This is a genomic window from Paracoccus sp. MA (assembly GCF_020990385.1).
In the GTDB taxonomy this organism is placed as follows: Bacteria; Pseudomonadota; Alphaproteobacteria; order Rhodobacterales; family Rhodobacteraceae; genus Paracoccus.
The window spans coordinates 677,868-696,079 of record NZ_CP087597.1; the positions used below are offsets into that span (position 1 = coordinate 677,868).

Annotated in this window: 17 protein-coding genes; 5 read left to right on the plus strand and 12 right to left on the minus strand. The window is 68.9% G+C overall.

What is annotated here, in order from left to right; translation table 11 throughout:
• Positions 1 to 54: 54 nt before the first annotated feature.
• The 6 genes from LOS78_RS03430 to LOS78_RS03455 form a co-directional block, all read right to left on the minus strand.
• The gene (locus LOS78_RS03430) at positions 55 to 1,755 is read right to left on the minus strand and encodes an ABC transporter ATP-binding protein (RefSeq protein WP_230376931.1); all 1,701 of its coding nucleotides are present in this window, start codon (positions 1,753 to 1,755) and stop codon (positions 55 to 57) included.
• 483 nt (positions 1,756 to 2,238) lie between these two features.
• Positions 2,239 to 2,736, minus strand: a complete 498-nt coding sequence (locus tag LOS78_RS03435) for a superoxide dismutase family protein (protein ID WP_028713661.1) — start codon at positions 2,734 to 2,736, stop codon at positions 2,239 to 2,241.
• A gap of 104 nt (positions 2,737 to 2,840) precedes the next feature.
• Positions 2,841 to 3,971, minus strand: a complete 1,131-nt coding sequence (locus LOS78_RS03440; RefSeq protein WP_230376932.1) for a carboxylate-amine ligase — start codon at positions 3,969 to 3,971, stop codon at positions 2,841 to 2,843.
• A 209-nt stretch (positions 3,972 to 4,180) separates the two neighbouring features.
• Positions 4,181 to 6,136 carry a MacB family efflux pump subunit gene (locus LOS78_RS03445; RefSeq protein ID WP_230376959.1) on the minus strand — a complete coding sequence of 652 codons (1,956 nt, stop codon included), beginning with the start codon at positions 6,134 to 6,136 and terminating at the stop codon, positions 4,181 to 4,183.
• Between the two features lies 1 nt (position 6,137).
• Complete coding sequence (locus LOS78_RS03450) at positions 6,138 to 7,358, minus strand: efflux RND transporter periplasmic adaptor subunit (protein ID WP_230376933.1); 1,221 nt, start codon at positions 7,356 to 7,358, stop codon at positions 6,138 to 6,140.
• A gap of 632 nt (positions 7,359 to 7,990) precedes the next feature.
• Positions 7,991 to 8,413 (minus strand): OsmC family protein, encoded by a 423-nt coding sequence (locus tag LOS78_RS03455; RefSeq protein WP_028713664.1) that lies wholly within the window; start codon positions 8,411 to 8,413, stop codon positions 7,991 to 7,993.
• 105 nt (positions 8,414 to 8,518) lie between these two features.
• Here LOS78_RS03455 and LOS78_RS03460 point away from each other — a divergent pair, with 105 nt between their 5' ends.
• Positions 8,519 to 9,412, plus strand: a complete 894-nt coding sequence (locus tag LOS78_RS03460) for a DMT family transporter (protein ID WP_230376934.1) — start codon at positions 8,519 to 8,521, stop codon at positions 9,410 to 9,412.
• Positions 9,413 to 9,482: 70 nt separating this feature from the next.
• Complete coding sequence (locus LOS78_RS03465) at positions 9,483 to 9,836, plus strand: DUF305 domain-containing protein (RefSeq protein WP_230376935.1); 354 nt, start codon at positions 9,483 to 9,485, stop codon at positions 9,834 to 9,836.
• 93 nt (positions 9,837 to 9,929) lie between these two features.
• Here LOS78_RS03465 and LOS78_RS03470 read toward each other — a convergent pair whose 3' ends face one another.
• Positions 9,930 to 11,066: a deoxyguanosinetriphosphate triphosphohydrolase gene (locus LOS78_RS03470; RefSeq protein WP_028713667.1), complete on the minus strand. Its 1,137-nt coding sequence runs from the start codon at positions 11,064 to 11,066 to the stop codon at positions 9,930 to 9,932.
• Positions 11,067 to 11,138: 72 nt separating this feature from the next.
• Here LOS78_RS03470 and LOS78_RS03475 point away from each other — a divergent pair, with 72 nt between their 5' ends.
• Together LOS78_RS03475 and xth are read left to right on the plus strand one after the other, a co-directional pair.
• Positions 11,139 to 11,474 (plus strand): iron-sulfur cluster assembly accessory protein, encoded by a 336-nt coding sequence (locus LOS78_RS03475; RefSeq protein WP_230376936.1) that lies wholly within the window; start codon positions 11,139 to 11,141, stop codon positions 11,472 to 11,474.
• A gap of 54 nt (positions 11,475 to 11,528) precedes the next feature.
• On the plus strand, positions 11,529 to 12,314 hold the full coding sequence (gene xth, locus LOS78_RS03480; protein WP_230376938.1) for an exodeoxyribonuclease III: 786 nt from the start codon (positions 11,529 to 11,531) through the stop codon (positions 12,312 to 12,314).
• A gap of 349 nt (positions 12,315 to 12,663) precedes the next feature.
• Here xth and LOS78_RS03485 read toward each other — a convergent pair whose 3' ends face one another.
• From LOS78_RS03485 to LOS78_RS03490, 3 genes are read right to left on the minus strand one after another with little or no spacing between them, the layout of a single operon-like run.
• Positions 12,664 to 13,002 (minus strand): hypothetical protein, encoded by a 339-nt coding sequence (locus LOS78_RS03485; protein WP_028713670.1) that lies wholly within the window; start codon positions 13,000 to 13,002, stop codon positions 12,664 to 12,666.
• Positions 13,002 to 13,136 (minus strand): hypothetical protein, encoded by a 135-nt coding sequence (locus tag LOS78_RS21995; RefSeq protein ID WP_256380445.1) that lies wholly within the window; start codon positions 13,134 to 13,136, stop codon positions 13,002 to 13,004. Before LOS78_RS21995 ends, LOS78_RS03485 begins: the two co-directional genes overlap by 1 nt.
• Complete coding sequence (locus LOS78_RS03490) at positions 13,133 to 14,989, minus strand: extracellular solute-binding protein (RefSeq protein WP_230376939.1); 1,857 nt, start codon at positions 14,987 to 14,989, stop codon at positions 13,133 to 13,135. The genes LOS78_RS21995 and LOS78_RS03490 overlap by 4 nt, the downstream gene beginning before the upstream one ends.
• A gap of 396 nt (positions 14,990 to 15,385) precedes the next feature.
• Between LOS78_RS03490 and LOS78_RS03495 the strand changes: the two genes are divergently transcribed.
• The gene (locus LOS78_RS03495; protein WP_230376940.1) at positions 15,386 to 16,168 is read left to right on the plus strand and encodes a 3-hydroxybutyrate dehydrogenase; all 783 of its coding nucleotides are present in this window, start codon (positions 15,386 to 15,388) and stop codon (positions 16,166 to 16,168) included.
• A gap of 20 nt (positions 16,169 to 16,188) precedes the next feature.
• Here LOS78_RS03495 and LOS78_RS03500 read toward each other — a convergent pair whose 3' ends face one another.
• Positions 16,189 to 17,175 (minus strand): BMP family protein, encoded by a 987-nt coding sequence (locus LOS78_RS03500; protein WP_230376941.1) that lies wholly within the window; start codon positions 17,173 to 17,175, stop codon positions 16,189 to 16,191.
• A 120-nt stretch (positions 17,176 to 17,295) separates the two neighbouring features.
• The gene (gene thyX / locus LOS78_RS03505) at positions 17,296 to 18,201 is read right to left on the minus strand and encodes an FAD-dependent thymidylate synthase (RefSeq protein WP_028717142.1); all 906 of its coding nucleotides are present in this window, start codon (positions 18,199 to 18,201) and stop codon (positions 17,296 to 17,298) included.
• Positions 18,202 to 18,212: the final 11 nt, after the last annotated feature.

Sequence of the window (18,212 nt, forward strand, 5' to 3'; positions counted from 1 at the left end):
GGTCCGGTCTTCACCGTTTTTCAAATACTCCGCCGCGACGCTTCCGCTGCGCGATCACCCCGCAAGCCGGGCATAGACCCCGCCCTTGGCGATCAGCGCGCCGTGCTCGCCCGCCTCGACGATGCGGCCCTCCTGCATGACGACGATGCGGTCGGCATGGCGGATGGTGCCCAGCCGATGCGCGATGACCAGGGTGGTGCGCCCCACGGCCAGCGCGTCCAGCGCCGACTGGATCTCGCGCTCGGTCTGGCTGTCCAGCGCCGAGGTCGCCTCGTCCAGGATCAGGATCGGCGGGTTCTTCAGGAAGGCCCGGGCGATGGCCACGCGCTGCTTCTGCCCGCCCGACAGCATCACGCCGCGCTCGCCGACCACGGTGCCCAGCCCCTCGGGCAGGCTTTCGATCAGCGGGCCAAGCTGGGCCTGCCGCGCCGCATCGAGGATCTCGGCGTCCGAGGCGCCCAGCCGGCCATAGGCGATGTTCTCGCGCAGCGTGCCGCCGAACAGGAACACGTCCTGGCTGACCAGCCCGATCTGGCGGCGCAGGCTGTGCAGCTGCATCTGGTCCAGCGCGATGCCGTCCACGCTGATGCGGCCCCGCGTCGGCTGGTAGAAGCGCGGCAGCAGCGCCAGCAGCGTGGTCTTGCCGGCCCCCGAAGGGCCGACGAAGGCCACCGTCTCGCCGGCGCGGATGGTCAGGTCGATATCGCGCAGGATCGGGCGGTCGCCGTCATAGGCGAAGCTGACGCCCTCGAAGCGGATGTCGCCCTTCAGCGCCGGGGCGGGGACGGCGTCCGGGGCGTCGCGGATCTCGGGCTCGGTCGCCAGCAGCTCCTGATAGCGGCGGAAGCCGGCGATGCCGCGCGGATAGGTCTCGATCACCGCGGCGATCTTTTCCAGCGGCCGGTAGAAGACGCCGACCAGCAGCAGGAAGCCGACGAAGCCGCCGGTGGTCAGCTCGCCCGCCAGCACGAAGCCGGCGCCCGCCACCATGACCACGACCTGCACCAGCCGCAGCCCCATGTATTGCAGCGCCAGCGAGCCGGCCATGATGCGATAGGCGTCGAGCTTGGCGGCGCGGTAACGCTGGTTGTCGGTGGCGAAAAGCCCGGATTCATGCGCCTCGTTGCCGAAGGCCTGCACGACGCGGACGCCGCCGAGCGCCTCTTCCAGGCGGACGTTGAAGTCGCCGACGCGGGAATAGATCGCCTGCCAGGTCCGGGTCATGCGGCCGCCATAGATGATGACCAGCGCCAGCATCGCCGGCACCACCAGCGCCACGATCAGCGCCAGTTGCGGGTTGATCGCGAACATCAGCGCGAAGGCGCCGAAGAAGGTCATGATGGCGATGAAGGCATCCTCGGGGCCGTGATGGGCGACCTCGCCGATCTCCTCGAGGTCGCGGGTGACGCGGGCGACCAGCTTGCCGGTGCGGGCGCGGTCATACCAGCGCCAGGACAGCCGGGTCAGGTGGTCGAAGGCGCGGGCGCGCATCTCGGTCTCGATATTGATGCCCAGCTTGTGGCCCCAATAGGTGACGATCGCCATCAGCCCGGCATTCAGCGCGTAAAGCCCCAGCAGCCCCGCCGCCGCCAGCATGGTCAGCCCCCAGTCGCCCCTGGGCAGCAGGTGGTCGATGAAGGCGGTGACGGCCAGCGGAAAGGCCAGCTCCAGCAGGCCCGACAGCACCGCGCAGCCGAAATCCAGCCAGAAGAGCCCCATCCAGGGGCGATAATAGGCGAAGAATGCGCGCAGCATGGCAGTCCCTTCATATCCCTTCGTCAGGCACGGAAGACGGCCGGACCGCATCCGCGCGGCGCAGCGCCCGCATCGGCCCGGGCCGCGGCTCGCGCCCGGCCGGCAGAGCCCGTCGCCCAGGCGCCGGCCCGCGGACCCGCGCATGGCGATGACGGCGCTGCAACCCCGTCCGTGACATATTCGGAGGGCAAGGGGAAGCACCTCGGTTCCTCGCGCGCCGCCGGGGTGCGGCCGCGCCTGGCGAGGACCGCGATTTCAGGGCATGGCGCCGGAAGCAAGGCCCTCGGCGCGAGGCTTGCCGCGCGCGGGCGCCCGCCGTTTCCGGGGCCGTCGTCGGGCCGAGCGGCGGCGGAAACCGTCGCCCTGGCCCGTGGCGGTCGCTGCGGCGGCCCGGGCTTCGGCCGGTCCGGGAACCCCGGCGGGGGGGGGGGCGGAAAGGGGAGGGCGCGCGCCGCAGCTCGCGCTGCGCCGCGCGATGCCGGCCTATTCGATCACCGCGCAGGCCAGCCGGTCGCCGGCGCCGCCGCTGGGCTGGGTCTGGTGGTCGTCGGGGCCGGCATGGACCATCAGCGCCCGGCCCTGGACGGCATTCTCGCCCTCGGCCAGGGTGACCAAGGGGTTGAAGACCTGGACGCGCGCCGTGCCCTCGGCATCGGACCAGATATTGGGCATGTCGCCGGCATGCGGGCCGCCTTCGGCCAGCACGCCATGCGGCGTCCCGGAAGGGTTGAAATGCCCGCCGGCGGATTCGTGGCCGGTGCTGTGGTCGCATGTCCCGGTTTCGTGGATGTGGAAGGCAAGCCAGCTGCTGGGCGGCAGGCCGGTTACCTCGGCCTCGATCAGCACGCCGTTCGGGGTCGCGGTCAAGGTCGCCGATCCGGCCTCCTGACCCTGGGCGTCGAGGAATTTCGCCGTGGCGTCCTGCGCCTGCGCCGCGGCCGGCAGCAGGGCAAGGCCAAGCAGCATCAAGGATCGTTTCATCGCGTCCTCCTGTCCAGTCGATGTCGCCGAGGCAACCCGCGCCTGCCGGCTTTGTTCCCGGCGGCGGGGAAATCGCCGCCCCCGTCGCCGCGGCATGCCCGGCTTTACAGGTCGCTGCGAAACGCCTCGATCAGCCACAGCACGACCTCGCGAAAGGCTTCCTCGCGCGTCGCGCCGGCGGCCAGTGCGGCCGCGAAGACGGCCCGCTGCTGTTCGGCGGCCGAGCCGCGCGCGATCATGTCGCGCATCCCGGCCACGGCCGGCTGGCAATCCAGCGCATCGGCATCCTCGGAGATCGCGGCCAGCCAGTCCTCGGCGGTCTGGTCGAAGGGGATGATGCGCCGGGTGCCGAAATCGATCAGCCCCTCGGTCAGCCCGTAGCGGATCGCGCGCCAGCGGTTCTCGCCCAGCAGGAAATTGTCGTATTGCCGCCAGCGCAGGTTCTTCCGCGACAGCCGCCACAACATGCGCAGCGTGGCCTGCACCAGCGCCACCAGGGTCATCGTGTCGTCCAGCCGCGGGCAGGCGTCGCAGATCCGGGTCTCAAGCGTGGGAAAGCGCGACGAGGGCCGCAGGTCCCACCAGATCTTGCTGCCGTCCTCGATGATGCCGACCTCGGTCAGCGCCTTGACCGAACGCTCGAACTCGTCCCAGCTGCCCAGGCGCGGCGGCAGGCCGGTGCGGGGATAGCCGGCAAAGACCGTGGTGCGATACGAGGCCAGCAGCGTATCCTCGCCCTGCCAGAACGGGCTGGAGGCGGAAAGCGCCAGCAGATGCGGCAGGAACCAGGACAGCTGGTTCATCAGGTCGATGCGCATGGCCTGGTCGGGAATGCCGACATGGACATGCATGCCGCAGATCAGCATGCGCCGCGCCACGCCGCCCATCTCTTGCGAGATCCGGTTGTAGCGGTCCTTGTCGGTATGGTCCTGGTCGCGCCAGTCGGCGACCGGATGGCAAGCGACCGAGATCGGCGCCAGGCCGAATTCGGCGGCTTGCCGCGCGATGCTGCCGCGCAGCCGGGCCAGATGCGCGCGCGCCTCGGCCACATCGGCGGAAACGGGCGTGCCGATCTCGATCTGGCAGCGCAGGAATTCCTGGCTGACCTGATCGGCCAGCTCGGCCTTGCAGGCCGCGACCAGAGCGTCGGGGGCCTCGCGCACCTCGCCGGTCCGGGCATCGACCAGCAGGTATTCCTCTTCGATGCCCAGAGAGAACGGGATGTCTTCCGCCATGGCAGGCCCTTTCCTTGTCAGGAGTTTACCGGCCTTAACCGGGCAGGGGGGCGGTCTGTTCCGGCGGCTCGGCCCGGCGCGGCCGGTCAGGCGGTCGCGCGGCCCCGATCCGCATGGCGCAGGTCGGCCGAACGGAGCCGCCATGCCTTCGATAGCGTCGCCGCTGCTGCCATGCGGGCACGGGCACGGCCGGCGGCCGGGCGCCGATCCTACCCCTTGGCCAGCGCCGCGACGGGGTCGAGCTTGGCGGCGTTCACGGCGGGCAGGTAGCCGAAGACCAGCCCGATGCCGCAGGAGCTGGCCAGCGCCGCCGCCATCGCCAGCGGCGAATGGACCAAGGTGAAATCGCTGCTCAGCCGCTCGAAGGCCAGGCCGAAGCCGAGCGCGGCCAGGATGCCCGCCGCGCCGCCGATGACGCAGACCAGCACCGCCTCGATCAGGAACTGCGCGCGGATGTCGCCGCGCCGGGCGCCGACCGCCATGCGCAGCCCGATCTCGCCGATGCGCTCGGTGACCGAGACCAGCATGATGTTCATCACCCCGATGCCGCCGACAAGAAGCGAGATCACCGCGATCGCCGCGATCAGCAGCGCCAGCGTCTGCGTGGTCGAGGTGATGGCCTCGCGGATCTGGTCGTTGTTGACGATAAAGAAATCCTTGCTGCCGTGGCGCTGGATCAGCATCTCGGTCACCGACTGCTCGGCCAGCGCCATGTCCACCTCGTCGGCCACCCGCAGCGTCAGGCCGCTGACGCTGGTGGTGCCCAGATAGCGCGCCTGCACCGTGGTATAGGGCGCATAGACCCCCAGGCTGGCGCTGCCGCCGGGGCCGCGGTTCTGCACCTCGGCCACGCCGATCACCCGCAGGGGCACCTTGCCCGCCATGAAGGTCCGCCCCAGCGCCTGGCCGTCGCCGAACAGGCTCTGGCGGGTGTTCTGGTCGATGACCACGTTCTGGGTCATCGCGGCCACGTCGCCGGCGTCGAAGGCGCGGCCCTCGGTCAACCTGATGCCGGCCACGTCGAAATACTGCTCGCCCACGCCGCTGATCTGGGCGCTGGCCTCGGTGGCGCCGTGGCGCAGGGTCTGGCTGGTGCTGACCGTCGGGCTGACCGAGGCGACCCAGGGCTGGCGCGCCAGCGCCGCGCCGTCCGCCATGACCAGCGTCGTCACCCGCCCCGAGCGCATGTCGCCGAAATCCCGCCCCGGCATGATCTGCAGCGTGTTCGTGCCCAGCCCGGCGATGTTTTGCAGCACCTGCCGCCGCGACCCCTCGCCAAGCGCCACCACCGAGACCACCGAGGCGATGCCGATGATGATGCCCAGCATGGTCAGGAAGCTGCGCAGCTTGTGGGCGCGCATGGCCAGCACCGCCATGCGCAGCGCCTCGGCCAGCCGGCCCAGCACCGGGGCGGCGGCGCGGCCGGCTCCGCCGGCTTCCCCGGGGGACGGCGGGGTGGCGGGTGCGGGCGTGGCGCGCGGGGGCCGGCGGTCGGCGATGATGCGGCCGTCGGCGATCTCGACCACGCGATGCGCCCGCGCCGCGACCTTCGGGTCGTGGGTGACGATGACCACGGTGCGGCCCTCGGCGTTCAGCTGTTCGAGAATGCCCAGCACCTCGTCGCCGCTGCGGCTGTCCAGCGCCCCGGTCGGCTCGTCCGCCAGGATCACCCGCGCGTCGTTGATCAGCGCCCGGGCGATCGAGACGCGCTGCTGCTGGCCGCCCGAAAGCTGGCCCGGCTTGTGGCCCAGCCGGTCGCCCAGGCCCAGCCGGTCCAGCAGGGCGCGGGCCTTGGCGCGGCGCGCCTCGGCGGGCAGGCCGCGATAGATCGCCGGCACCTCGACATTGCCCAGCGCCGTCATCTCGGCCAGCAGGTGGTAGCGCTGGAAGATGAAGCCGAAGAACTCGCGGCGCAGCGCCGCCAGCGCGCCGGAATCGCGCTGCGCCACCTCGCGCCCGTCCAAGAGGTAGCTGCCCGAGCTGGGCCGGTCGAGGCAGCCCAGGATGTTCATCAGCGTCGATTTCCCCGAGCCCGATGCGCCCATGATGGCCACGAACTCGCCCCGCGCGATGTCGAGATCGATGTCCTGCAGCACCTGCAGCCTGCTCTCGCCCGAAGGGTAGGCGCGGCCGATGCCGCGCAGCCGGATCAGCGGGGCGCCCATCTCAGCCACCCAGCGGACCCATCATGCGCCCCCGGCCGCTGCGGCCGGCGCCGCCGCCCGAGCCCGCGCCTGTTGCCGGGCCGGCCCCCGGCTCGCCGGTGATCACCCGCTCGCCCTCGTCAAGGCCCGAGACCACCTCGGCCACCACCTTGTCGTTGAGGCCGATCCGGACATTCCGGGTCTCGATCCCGCCGCCTTCGGCCAGCACCCGGACCTCGTGGCTGCCGTCCGGGTTGCGCCGGCCAAGCGCATTGGCGGGGATGGTCAGCACGTCCTGCGCCGCGCCCAGGATGATGCTGACCTGCGCGGTCATGTAGCTGCGCAGCCGGCCGTCGGGATTGGCCACCGGGATGATGCCGGTGTAATAGATCGCGGTGCTGCTGCTGTCGGTGCTGCCGCCCTGGATGGCGCTGTCGTTGACGATGCTCTGCGGCGCCGGCGCGATCGAGGCCAGCACGCCCTCGTAGCTGCTGCCGCTGTCGTCGAGCAGGACGAAGCGCACCTTCTGGCCGGCCTGCACCTTGCCGATATCCGCCTCCGAGATCTCGGCATGCACGTCCATGCGATCCAGTTGCCCCAGCACCACGATGGTGGGCGAGGATTGCACCGCGTTCACCGTCTGCCCGGCCTGGCTGACGATGGCCAGCACGGTGCCGTCGATGGGCGCGGTGATGCGGGCATAGTCGAGATTGGTCTGTGCGATCTCGATGGCCACCTCGGCCTGGGCGATCTGCGCTTCGAGCGCGGCGATCTGGGCGCGGGCGACCTCGACCTCCTGCTCGGCGCTCTCGAAGCTGCTGCGCGCGGCGGCGGCCGAGCGGATCAGGCTCTGCTGGCGCTCCATGGTTTTTTCCGCCAGCGTCAGCACGGCCTGGCGCTCGGCCATCTGCGCCCTGAGATTGGCCAGGGCGGCCTTGGCGGTGCGCAATTCGTTCGCCTGCTGGACGGAGTCGATCTGGGCGATCAGGTCGCCCTGCTCCACCCGCTGGCCCAGCCCCGCCGCCAGTTCCGTGATCCGCCCCGAGACCTGCGCCCCCACGGCGACGAGGTTCTGCGGCTTCAGCCGCCCCTCGGCCAGGACCGAAACCTCGACATCGCCGCGGCTGACCCGGGCGCTCAGATAATTCGGAGTTGCGGATTTTCCTTCGGCCAGGCCGGCGAGAACGGCCAGAGCCGCGGCCAGGGCCGCAAGGATCAGGACAAGGGCGACAGGCTTGCGCATGCGATGCTCCATGACAGTCGGCCGGACCGCCTGCGCGCCGGGCGACAAGGATGAAGACGCACCGGGTGCCGGGCGCCGCTTCGCGCGCTTGTAGCGCGCGCCGCCGCCCTGCGCGACTGCGCAATTGTATCAAATGGGTCATCTTTCCGTGCTGTCGGGACAGCGCCCGGCAGCGGGCTCGATGCCCGTCGTCGCCCCGAGGCGCCGGGGCATGGCCGGCCCGCCCTCGATGGCGATTCCTGTCCAGCCCGGCGCAGCCGCCGAGGGCTCCCGAGGGGGCCGTCGCTTCCTCCGGCGAGACCCGCGGCAAGGTCGACGCAGCCTGCCGCCCGAGGTCGCGCCGTAGCGGGCTCCCGCTCCGGGTGGATCGTCCCGCCCGTCCGAGCTTCGAAAACCGGGCAGATTCTTGACAGCGGTGGTGACGACGGCAAGCGGCCCGGCCGGGTGAAGCTCGCCCCGCCCCTGGCCGCCCGCCAGCCGGCATTGCCGCCGTCCTGGCGCCGCAGTTGCAGGAGGCATCACCGTCCACCTGCCATATGCCGCGGCAGTTGCCGGATGGCGGAATCACCCACGGGGCGGGGACGCGACTCGCGCCGCGCGCCCTCGCGGGATCGCGTTCCGGCCTCCCGGCCCTAGCCCACCGTCACGTCCATGGTCACCTCGGCATTCAGCACCTTGCTGACCGGGCAGCCCTTTTCGGCCTTGCGGGCGCAGTCCTCGATCACCGCCTTGTCGCCGTCGCCCCAGATCCGGGTGTTCAGATGCGCGGTCTTGATGGCGAAACCGTCACCCTCCTTGGCCAGCCCGATCTCCGAGGTGGTCTCGATCTTCACATTGCCGATCCCCGCCTCCTGCAGGATCATCGACAGGGCCATGCTGAAGCAGGCGGCATGGGCCGCGCCGATCAGTTCCTCGGGATTGGTGCCGGGCAGCCCCTCGAAGCGGGTGTTGAAGCCATAGGGCTGGTTGCTCAGCGCCCCGGACTTGGTGGACAGCGCCCCCTTGCCGTCCTTGAGCCCGCCCTCCCATTTCGCCGAACCGGAATTCACGATCATCGCCGTTCTCCTTTTCTGCCGTGACCTGCCGGCTGAACGCGCGATCCCTTGCGCGGGTTCAATCGCCGGCCTATCCCGTGCAGAACGAGGGGGAGAAAAAACCGCATGCCGGTGCATGAACTTGCGGCGTTGGGCGCGGCGGCCTGCTGGGCCATCACCGGCATCCTGTCGCAATCGGCGGCGCAGGCGCTGGGGGCCTTCGGCTTCAACCGGCTGCGCCAGGCCATGGTCGCGGCCATGCTGGCGGCGATCGTGGTCGCCACCGGGCGCTGGCAGGGCATTTCGGCCGAGGACCTTTGGCGGCTGTCGCTCTCGGGCGTGATCGGCATCTTCCTGGGCGATACGCTGCTTTACGTCGCGCTGATCCGGCTGGGACCAAGGCGCTCGGGGGCGCTCTTCGCCCTGAACGCTCCGATGGCGGCGCTGATGGGCTGGCTGGCCCTGGGCGAGCAATTGTCGCTGCCGGCGGTTCTGGGGGTAATGCTGTCCACCCTCGGCGTGGCCATGGCGGTGCTGGGCCGGCCCGGCCGCTCGGGCGGGCACCGGTTCGAGACGGTGCAGGGCTCGGTCTGGGTCGCGGCGGGCTTCGGGCTCATGGCGGCGGCGGGGCAGGCGCTGGGATCGCTGATCGCGCGGCCGGTGATGGCGACGGGATTCGATCCCTATGTCGCCTCGCTGGTGCGGGTGGGCGTGGCGGTCGCCTGCCTGGCCCTGCTGATGGCCCTGCCGATCCGCGCGGTGCAGCCGCGCGCGGCCCCGACGCCGCGCGTGCTGCTGCTGACCGCGCTGTCGGGCCTGATCGCCATGGTGATCGGCATGACGCTGCTGATGTTTGCGCTGCAGGGCGGCAAGGTCGGCATCGTCTCGACGCTCTCGGCGCTGTCTCCGGTGCTGATCCTGCCGGTGCTCTGGGCGATGATCGGGGCGCGGCCCTCGGCGACCTCCTGGGCCGGGGCGCTGCTGGCGGTGCTGGGCATGGCGCTGATCTTCCTGCGTTGACGGGTTTGTCATTTGCCCCCCGCGCCCTGCCGCGCTTCTCTCTGGCGCGTTGCCACGACAGGAGAAAGCCATGCGCCTTGCCACCTTCACCCTTGCCGCGCTCATCGCCCTGCCCGCCGCCGCCCAGGACCATTCGGCCGGGGATCACGCCGGGCATGACGACAGCCCCTCGACCGCCGGCTACCGGCAGGCGATGGAGCGGATGCATCAGGACATGATGATCGACTACAGCGGCAATGCCGACGTCGATTTCATGCGCGGCATGATCCCGCATCACCAGGGCGCCATCGACATGGCCCGGGTCGCGCTGGAACACGGCCAGGACCCGCAGGTCCGCAAGCTGGCCGAAGAGGTCATCAACGCTCAGCAGGCCGAGATCGAGATGATGCGGCAATGGCTGCAGGAACACGACACGGCCGAATAGCCCGCCCTTCTTTCTTGCCCAAATATCCTGGGGGGAGCCGGCCCGGCCCCCGTCGAGGGGGCAGGGCCGGCGGGGGGCAAAGCCCCCCTTCCCTCAGCCCAGCAGGCGCTGCGCCTCCTGGATGGCGAAGCGGTCGGTCATGCCGGCGACGTAATCCAGAACCACCCGCGCCCGGCCGGTCTCGTCCCCGGCGGCCTCGGCGGCCGTGAACCAATGCTCGGGCATCTTCGAGGGGTCGTTCAAGAACAGCGGAAACAGCCCGTTCAGCATCTCGGTCACGCGCTTCCTCTCGATCACCACCGAGGGGGCGCGATACATGCGCTGGAACAGGAACAGCTTGATCGCCTTGAGATTCTGGTAGAGCGGCTTGGAGAAGCGGATGATCGGCCCCTCCATGTCGCGGATCTCCTGCACGCTCTGCGGCTGCAGGCTGGCGAGGCGGTTCTGCGCCACGGCGATCACGTCCTCGACCATGATGCCGAAGACCCGGCGCAGCGCCTCGTGCCGCCGCCGCATCGGCTCGAGCCCGGGATGCAGCGCGTCGACCTCGGCAAGGGCCTCGCCCACCACCGGCAGCTGCGCCAGATCCTCCTCGGTGAACAGCCCGGCGCGCAGCCCGTCATGCAGGTCGTGGTGGTTATAGGCCACGTCGTCGGCCACCGCCGCGACCTGGGCCTCGGCGCTGGCATTGCTGTGCAGCTCCAGGTCCCATTCGGCGTTCACCTCGGCCAGCGCATAGGGCAGATCGCCCGTCACCGGCCCGTTGTGCTTGGCGATGCCCTCGAGGCTTTCCCAGGTCAGGTTCAGCCCGTCGAAATCCGCGTAATGCCGTTCCAGCCGGGTCACGATGCGCAGCGCCTGGGCATTGTGGTCGAAGCCGCCATAGGGCGCCATCAGCGCCGCCAGAGCATCCTCGCCGGTATGGCCGAAGGGCGGGTGGCCCAGGTCATGGGCGAGCGCCACGGTCTCGGCCAGGTCGGTGTTCAGCCCCAGCGTGCCGGCGATGGTGCGGGCGACCTGCGCCACCTCGATCGTATGGGTCAGGCGGGTGCGGTAATAGTCGCCCTCGTGCTCGACGAAGACCTGGGTCTTGTGCTTCAGCCGGCGAAAGGCGCTGGAATGGATGATGCGGTCGCGGTCGCGCTGCCAGGGGCTGCGGAAGGTGGACATGCGCTCGGGCCAGCGGCGGCCGCGGCTTTCTTCTGGCTGGCAGGCATAGGGTGCCATCATCTTGTCGCTTCCTTGCGGGGCTTCGCGGCGAACCCTATATTCCATGCCGGACGACGGAAACGGGAACGCCCCATGAACACAGGTCTGAACCTGCCCCCCAAGGTCACCGAGCGCGCCTTTGCGCGCCTGGCCGAGATCAATGGCGACGGCCCCGCCCGGCCCTTGCGGGTCGCGGTGGCGGGCGGCGGCTGCTCGGGCTTTCAATACGACATCCGGCTGGACGACCCGGCCGAGGACGATCTGGTGCTGCAGGGCGGCGGCCAGAGCGTGGTGGTCGATCCGGTCTCGCTGCCCTTCCTGGCCGGCGCGGTCATCGACTTCGCGGACGAGCTGATCGGCGCCCGCTTCACCATCGACAACCCGAATGCCAGCTCGTCCTGCGGCTGCGGCACCTCCTTCTCGATCTGATCCGGCCCCGATCTGATCTGGCGCGAACCGGCGCGGCCCGCTAGTCTCGCACGCATGAAGATCGCGACATTCAACATCAACGGCGTCCGCGCCCGCATCGAAACCCTGACCGGCTGGCTTTCCGAGGCGCAGCCCGACGTGGTCGTGCTGCAGGAGATCAAGTGCCAGGACGAGGGCTTCCCGCGCGAGCCGATCGCCGATCTGGGCTACAACATCGAGACGCATGGCCAGAAGGGCTTCAACGGCGTCGCCATCCTGTCGAAGCAGCCGCTTGAGGATGTGAGCCGCGGCCTGCCGGGCGACGACGGCGACGAGCAGGCCCGCTATATCGAGGCGACGGTGGTGGGCCACCGCGCCCTGCGCGTCGCCGGGCTCTACCTGCCGAACGGCAACCCGCAGCCGGGGCCGAAATTCGACTACAAGCTGGTCTGGATGGAGCGGCTGCGCGCCCGGGCCAAGGCGCTGCTGGCGACCGAGATGCCCGCGGTGATGCTGGGCGACTACAACGTCATCCCCGAGCCGCGTGACGCCGCCTTTCCCGAGAAATGGCGGGACGACGCGCTGTTCCAGCCCGAAAGCCGTGCCGCGCTGCGCCGGATCGTCTTCGACGGCTGGGCGGATGCGGTGCGCCTGCGCCATCCGGACGGCACGCGCGGCCCCTTCACCTTCTGGGACTACCAGGCGGGCGCCTGGCAGAGAGACAACGGCATCCGCATCGATCATGTGCTGCTGTCGCCGCAAGCCGCCGATCTGCTGATCGACCTGGGTATCGACCGCGACGAGCGCGCCAAGGAGAAGCCCAGCGATCACGTCCCGGTCTGGATCGACCTCGATGCCTGACGGTCCTGGAGCAGCCGGGGCGCTTCGCCCCCGGACTCCCCGAGAGTATTGGGAGAACGGGAGCCGGGCGGGCATTCCGGGCAACGCCGGAGGAGTGGACTCGCTGGTCCGCCGGCCTCGCCGGGCATGGGGCTGGCCGCGGAACGCTCGGCCCGGCTGGCGGTCGGGTGCGGTTCCCGCCTTCCGGAGCCGGTGCGGCCCCGGCTTTCGCCGCTGCGGCGATGGGAAGGCGGATCGCGTCAGGACGGGGCCAGCCGTCAGGAGGGGGACCAGCCGTCCGCGCGCCCCGGATCATCGCGGCCGGGCCCCGCGGCGCGGCAGGCCCGTCGGGGCCGGCCGAAGGCTGTGCTCAGTCGCCGTCGTCCGGGACCTCGTCGTCATCGCCGAACCGGGCGTCGTCGTCATATTCGTCCTCGCCCTCGCCGACATATTTCGAGGAAAGCTTGATCGAATGATTGTCGTGGATCGGGTCCATGACGATGTCCGAGGGGATCTCGCCCGCCAGCCATTCGCGGATCTCGTCCTTGGTCTCGTCGATCTCCTGCCCGGTGACCTCGGCGATATAGGCGATGAAGGCGCGCTGGTCGCCGTCGATCTCCTCCAGGTCGCTTTCATCGGCCGTGGGCCATTTCTCGACGATGGCCTCGAAGAAGGCGGGCCAGTTGTCGCGGACGTGCACCCATTTCATCAGTAGCCTCCTCCGCCAAGCCCGCCCTGAACCAGGCGCGAGGCGCCGGTGATGTCCTCGCCGACGCCGGCCACGGTATTGCACGCGGCAAGCGCCAGGACGATCAGGACGGTTGCGATCCGACTGAATTTCATTCTCTTTCCTCCTGCCACCAGGTTTCTGGCATGAAGCCGGGCCAGTCACCGTAAAGCGGCGTGTTTTCAGGATAATCCAGGTCGGCGCGATGGGCCAAGCGGGAAATCCGTGAATAGCTGACCGGGATGACATAGCGTCCGGCGGTTAAGATCCGGTCAAGGGCCCTGACCGCGGCGACATAACCCTCATGCGTGCGGGCCTGGCCCATCTCGGCGATCATCGCCTCGGCGGCGGGGCTGTCCATGCCCATCCAGTTGCGGCTGCCCGGCTTGGTCACGCCCTCGCGACCCCAGTAAAGCCGCTGCTCGTTGCCGGGCGAGAGCGACAGCCCGCGCTCGTACCAGGTCATGTCGAACTGGTAGTTGTTGGTGCGTTCCACATATTGCGCCGAATCGAGCAGCGTCACCTTGGGGCGGATGCCCAGGTTGCGCAGCGATTGCACGAAGATGTCGACGATCTGCCGCATCTCGGCGCTGGTGCGCATGGCGCTGCCGGACTGGTTCAGCAGGATCTCGAAGCTGAAGGGGCGGCCCTGGGCGTCGCGCAGCTCGCCCTGCTGGACGGTCCAGCCCGCCTCGCCGAGCAGGTCCAGCGCGGCGCGGATGCCCTTGCGGTCGATGGCACGCTCGCCGCCCTCGGGCAGGGCGTAGCCGTCAACGGTGCCGGGCGGCAGCTGGTCCGCGAAGGGGGCGAGCAGCTCGGCCTCGCGTCCGCTGGCCGGGCCGGGCTGCATCGCCAGTTCGGAATTGGCGAAATAGCTGGTGATGCGCGGGTCCTTGCCGCCGGTCAGCGTCATGTTGATGAAGCGGTGGTTGAAGGCCTCGATCATCGCCTGCCGCACCCGCCAGTCCGCGAACAGCGGATTGCGGGTGTTCATCACCAGCCCCATGATCCCCGAGGGGCGGCTGTGCGGGATCTCGGATTTCACCATCCGGCCGTCGCGCATGGCGGGGAAATCGAAGTCGCGGTCCCAGCGCGCCGCGACCAGCTCGCGCCAGACATCGATCTCGCCGGCCTTGAAGGCCTCGAACATGGCCGAGGCATCGCCGAAATAGTCGTAGCGGATCACGTCGAAATTATGCAGGCCCCGGCTGACGGCCAGATCGCGCCCCCAATAGTCCGGATTGCGGCGGAAGGTGATCGCGCGGCCGGGATCCACCTTGTCGATGACATAGGGGCCCGAGCCGATGGGGACCATCAGGCTGGACTGGCTGAAATCGCGCCCTTCCCATTGCGCCTTTTTCAGGATCGGCCGCATGCCCATCAGCATCGACAGCTCGCGGTCGGGGGTGTTGAAGCTGAAGCGGACCGAGCGCGGGCCGGTCTGTTCCATGGTCTCGACCTTGGACCAGACGGCGGTATAGCGCGGATGCCCCTTGGTCCCCAGCACCTCATAGGACCACAGCACGTCCTCGATGGTCACCGGCGTGCCGTCCGAGAACCGGGCCTCGGGCCGCAGGGTGAATTCGACCCAGCTGCGCTCGGCATCGGTCTCGACGCTTTCGGCCAGGAGGCCGTAAAGCGTGAAGGGCTCGTCGATCGAGCGGGTCATCAGCGACTCGGCCAGCAGCCCCGGCTGGGTGAAGATCGGCCAGACCGGATTGCCCATCAGGATCCACGGATTGAGCGAATCGAAGCTGCCCGTCTCGGCCAGGCGAATCGTGCCGCCCTTGGGTGCCTCGGGATTGGCATAGGGCAGGTGGGTGAAGCCGGGCGGCAGCGCAGGTTCTCCATACATTGCAATGGCATGCATGGGTTCGGCAGGGCTTGCCAGCGGCATGGATGCAACACACAGGCACAGCGCGATTCGCCGCCAGATCGCGGATTCGTTAGTAAATTTGAAGAATCGCATGCTCGATTGCCCTGATTTCCGGGTCGTTGATCCTGTCCGCGCGCAGATTAGCCGCCCGTTCACCATGAGGCAAACTTACGCCTTGGACTCATGGGGGGAAAAGCGTATAGATAAGGCACTGCTCGATAGGTTTCTTGCCTGTATGAAACCTGCCTCATGACTTGCGCCCGCCTCGTGCGGGCGCTTTTTTCTTGGGGATTTTGCGGCTTTTCCCGGCCGTCCGCCGTCCCGGACGGGTCCGCGCCGGCCGGGGGAATCGATCACGCGAAAAAGTGAACGGAATGTGCGGTCTTGCCGGATTCCTGCACCCCGCGGGCCCCTGGCGTCCAAGCTTGTGCGGCGCCGGCTTTTTCCCCATGCTGCGGCCGCAACAGCAACGCGGACGTGGAGGCGGCGATGTTCGAGAAATTCCTTGGCGGCAAGACGGCGGTGGTGACGGGCTCCAATTCGGGGATCGGGCTTGGCATCGCGCATGAGCTGGCGCGGGCGGGCGCGGATCTCGTGCTGAACAGCTTCACCGACGCGGCCGAGGATCACGCGCTGGCCGAAAGCCTTGCCGCCGAGCATGGCGTCAAGGTGCGCTATATCCAGGCCGACATGTCCAAGGGCGCCGACTGCCGCGCCCTGATCGAGAAGGCTGGCGCCTGCGACATCCTGGTGAACAATGCCGGCATCCAGCATGTCGCGCCGATCCCGGACTTCCCGGCCGAGAAATGGGACGCGATCATCGCCATCAACCTGAGCTCCGCCTTTCACACCACGGCGGCGGCGCTGCCGCTGATGCGCCAGGCCGGCTGGGGCAGGGTGATCAACATCGCCTCGGCGCACGGTCTGACGGCCAGCGAATACAAGTCGGCCTATGTCGCGGCCAAGCACGGCATCGTCGGCCTGACCAAGGTGACGGCGCTGGAGACCGCGAAGGAGCCGATCACCTGCAACGCCGTCTGCCCCGGCTATGTGCTGACCCCCATCGTGGAAAAGCAGATCCCCGACCAGATGAAGACCCACAACATGAGCCGCGAGGAGGTGATCGCCAAGGTCATGCTGCAGCGCCAGCCCTCGGGGCAATTCGCCACGGTCGAGCAGATGGGCGGCACGGCGGTCTTCCTGTGCTCGCCGGCGGCGGAGCAGATCACCGGTACGACGATTTCGGTCGACGGGGGGTGGACGGCGCTCTAGGCGCCGCCCCGACCCGCTGGTCACATCTCCAGTTCCGGCCCGGAATATTCGGTCGAGACCGCGATCTCTCCCTTTACGATCTGCTCGCGCAGGGTGTCGATCTGGCCGCGGATCTCGGCCGGGACGGCATCGGACAGGGTCAGCGAAACCGCCTCGGGGTTTTCCAGCCCCATATGCTTGACGGTTTCGGGCTTCCATGTGCCGTCCACCAGATCCTGCACCGCCTGCACGCTGGGAATGCTGACATCGGCGATGGCCGAAGCGATGAAGACATCGGGCTCGACCTTGGTCCAGTCGATGACATTGCCGATCTGCTTCGCGCCGGCTGCGCGCATGGCGTCGGTGGCGCCCTGGCGGCCGGCGTTCAGCATGGTGAAGATGATGTCGGCGCCCTGGTCGGTCTGGGCCTTGGCCACCCGCGCGGCCAGTTCGGTATCGTCCTGGTTGCCGGCAAAGATCGTCAGGAATTTCGCGCCGGGCCTGGTATGCATCAGCCCGTTGTAGAAGCCGCCGCGCCCCTTCAGCCCCGGCGTCACCCGGATGCCTGAGATGTGGCCGACCACGCCGGACTGCGTCAACAGCCCCGCGGCCGCGCCGCCGAGCCAGGCGCTGTGCTCCTGCAGCACTTCGTAGCTCGACAGGTTCGGTCCGGTGACGCCGCCCTGGACCACGACGAAGGGAATCTCCGGGAACTCGGCTGCGACGGCCCTGGCGGCCTCGTTGTTCTGGCCGCCATGGGCGATGACCATGTCGGGGGTTTTCCGGGCCAGGGTGCGCAGCGCCTCTTCCAGCTGGTCCTGTTCCGGCTGCACCTGATCGATATAGGCGATCTGTGCGCCGAACTGCTTCTCGATCTTCAGAAGGCCGTTATAGCCGGCCTCCATGAAACCGTTATCGTCGATCTTGCCTGGAATGAGCATGGCGATCGAAAGCGTGCCGTCCTGGGCGTGGCTGGCGCCGCTCGCCAGAAGCGAGGCGGCCAAAGCCAGCCGAATTGTCGTATTCATCCTGTTCGCTGTCCTTTATCGGCTTCGGGTTCCGACAGGGGAAGTCTTGGATGACGTCGCGTCAACGCACAGGAATTTGAGGCTGTCGCAACGAAATAATGAAAATCGTCGCAACTCGGTTCACCCCCAGACCGCCTCGAACTCGCGCCACTCGCCCTTGCTCATGCCGCTGTTCTCCTGCGTGACCTCTTCGCCCGCCAGCCGGCGGCGCAAGACCTCGACGCCCCTGGCGGAAAGCTGCACCCCGCCCAGCCGGTAATCCTCGAAGGCGGCATAGGCGAAGGGCACCCAGTCCCGGACGATGCCGCAGATGGCCTCGGCATAGGCGCGGATCTCGTATTGCGCATGGGCATCGGCGCGCAGGCGCAGGAAATGGAACAGATTGTGCAGGTCCACCTTCCAATACCATTGCGTATAGACATTCGCCGGCAGGTTCATGCGGGCAAGCTCACGCGCCAGACCCTGCTGGCCTTCCTGGCTCAGCATCGCCTCGTAATGGTCATAGCTGCGCATCGCGTCCTCGCGCAGCAGGTCCAGGACGCGGGCGGCCTCGTCGCCCTCCAGGACCTGGCCGCGGCCCTGGTTGTTCACCGTCGATTGCGCGGCGAGGTGCTCGGGCGCCGGGATGTAGAATTCGCGGTCCAGGATCGAGTAGCGCGCCGAATATTCGTTCACGTTGGCGGTGCGGTGGCGGATCCATTGCCGGGCGACGAAGACCGGCAGCTTGACGTGGAACTTGACCTCGCACATCTCGAAGGGGGTTGAGTGCCAGTGCCGCATCAGATAGCGGATCAACCCCTCGTCGTTGCTGACCGACTTGGTGCCGCGGCCATAGCTCACGCGCGCGGCCTGGGTGATCGCGCCGTCGTCGCCCATGTAGTCGATGACCCGCACCAGCCCGTGGTCCAGCACCGGATGCGCCTTGTAGAGATGACGCTCCATCCCCTCGGAGACGGCGCGCAGGGTGGGGCGCGGGTGGGCGCGCAACTCGTCGATCTCGGCCTGTTGTTCGGGGGTCAGGGGCATGGCGGAATCCT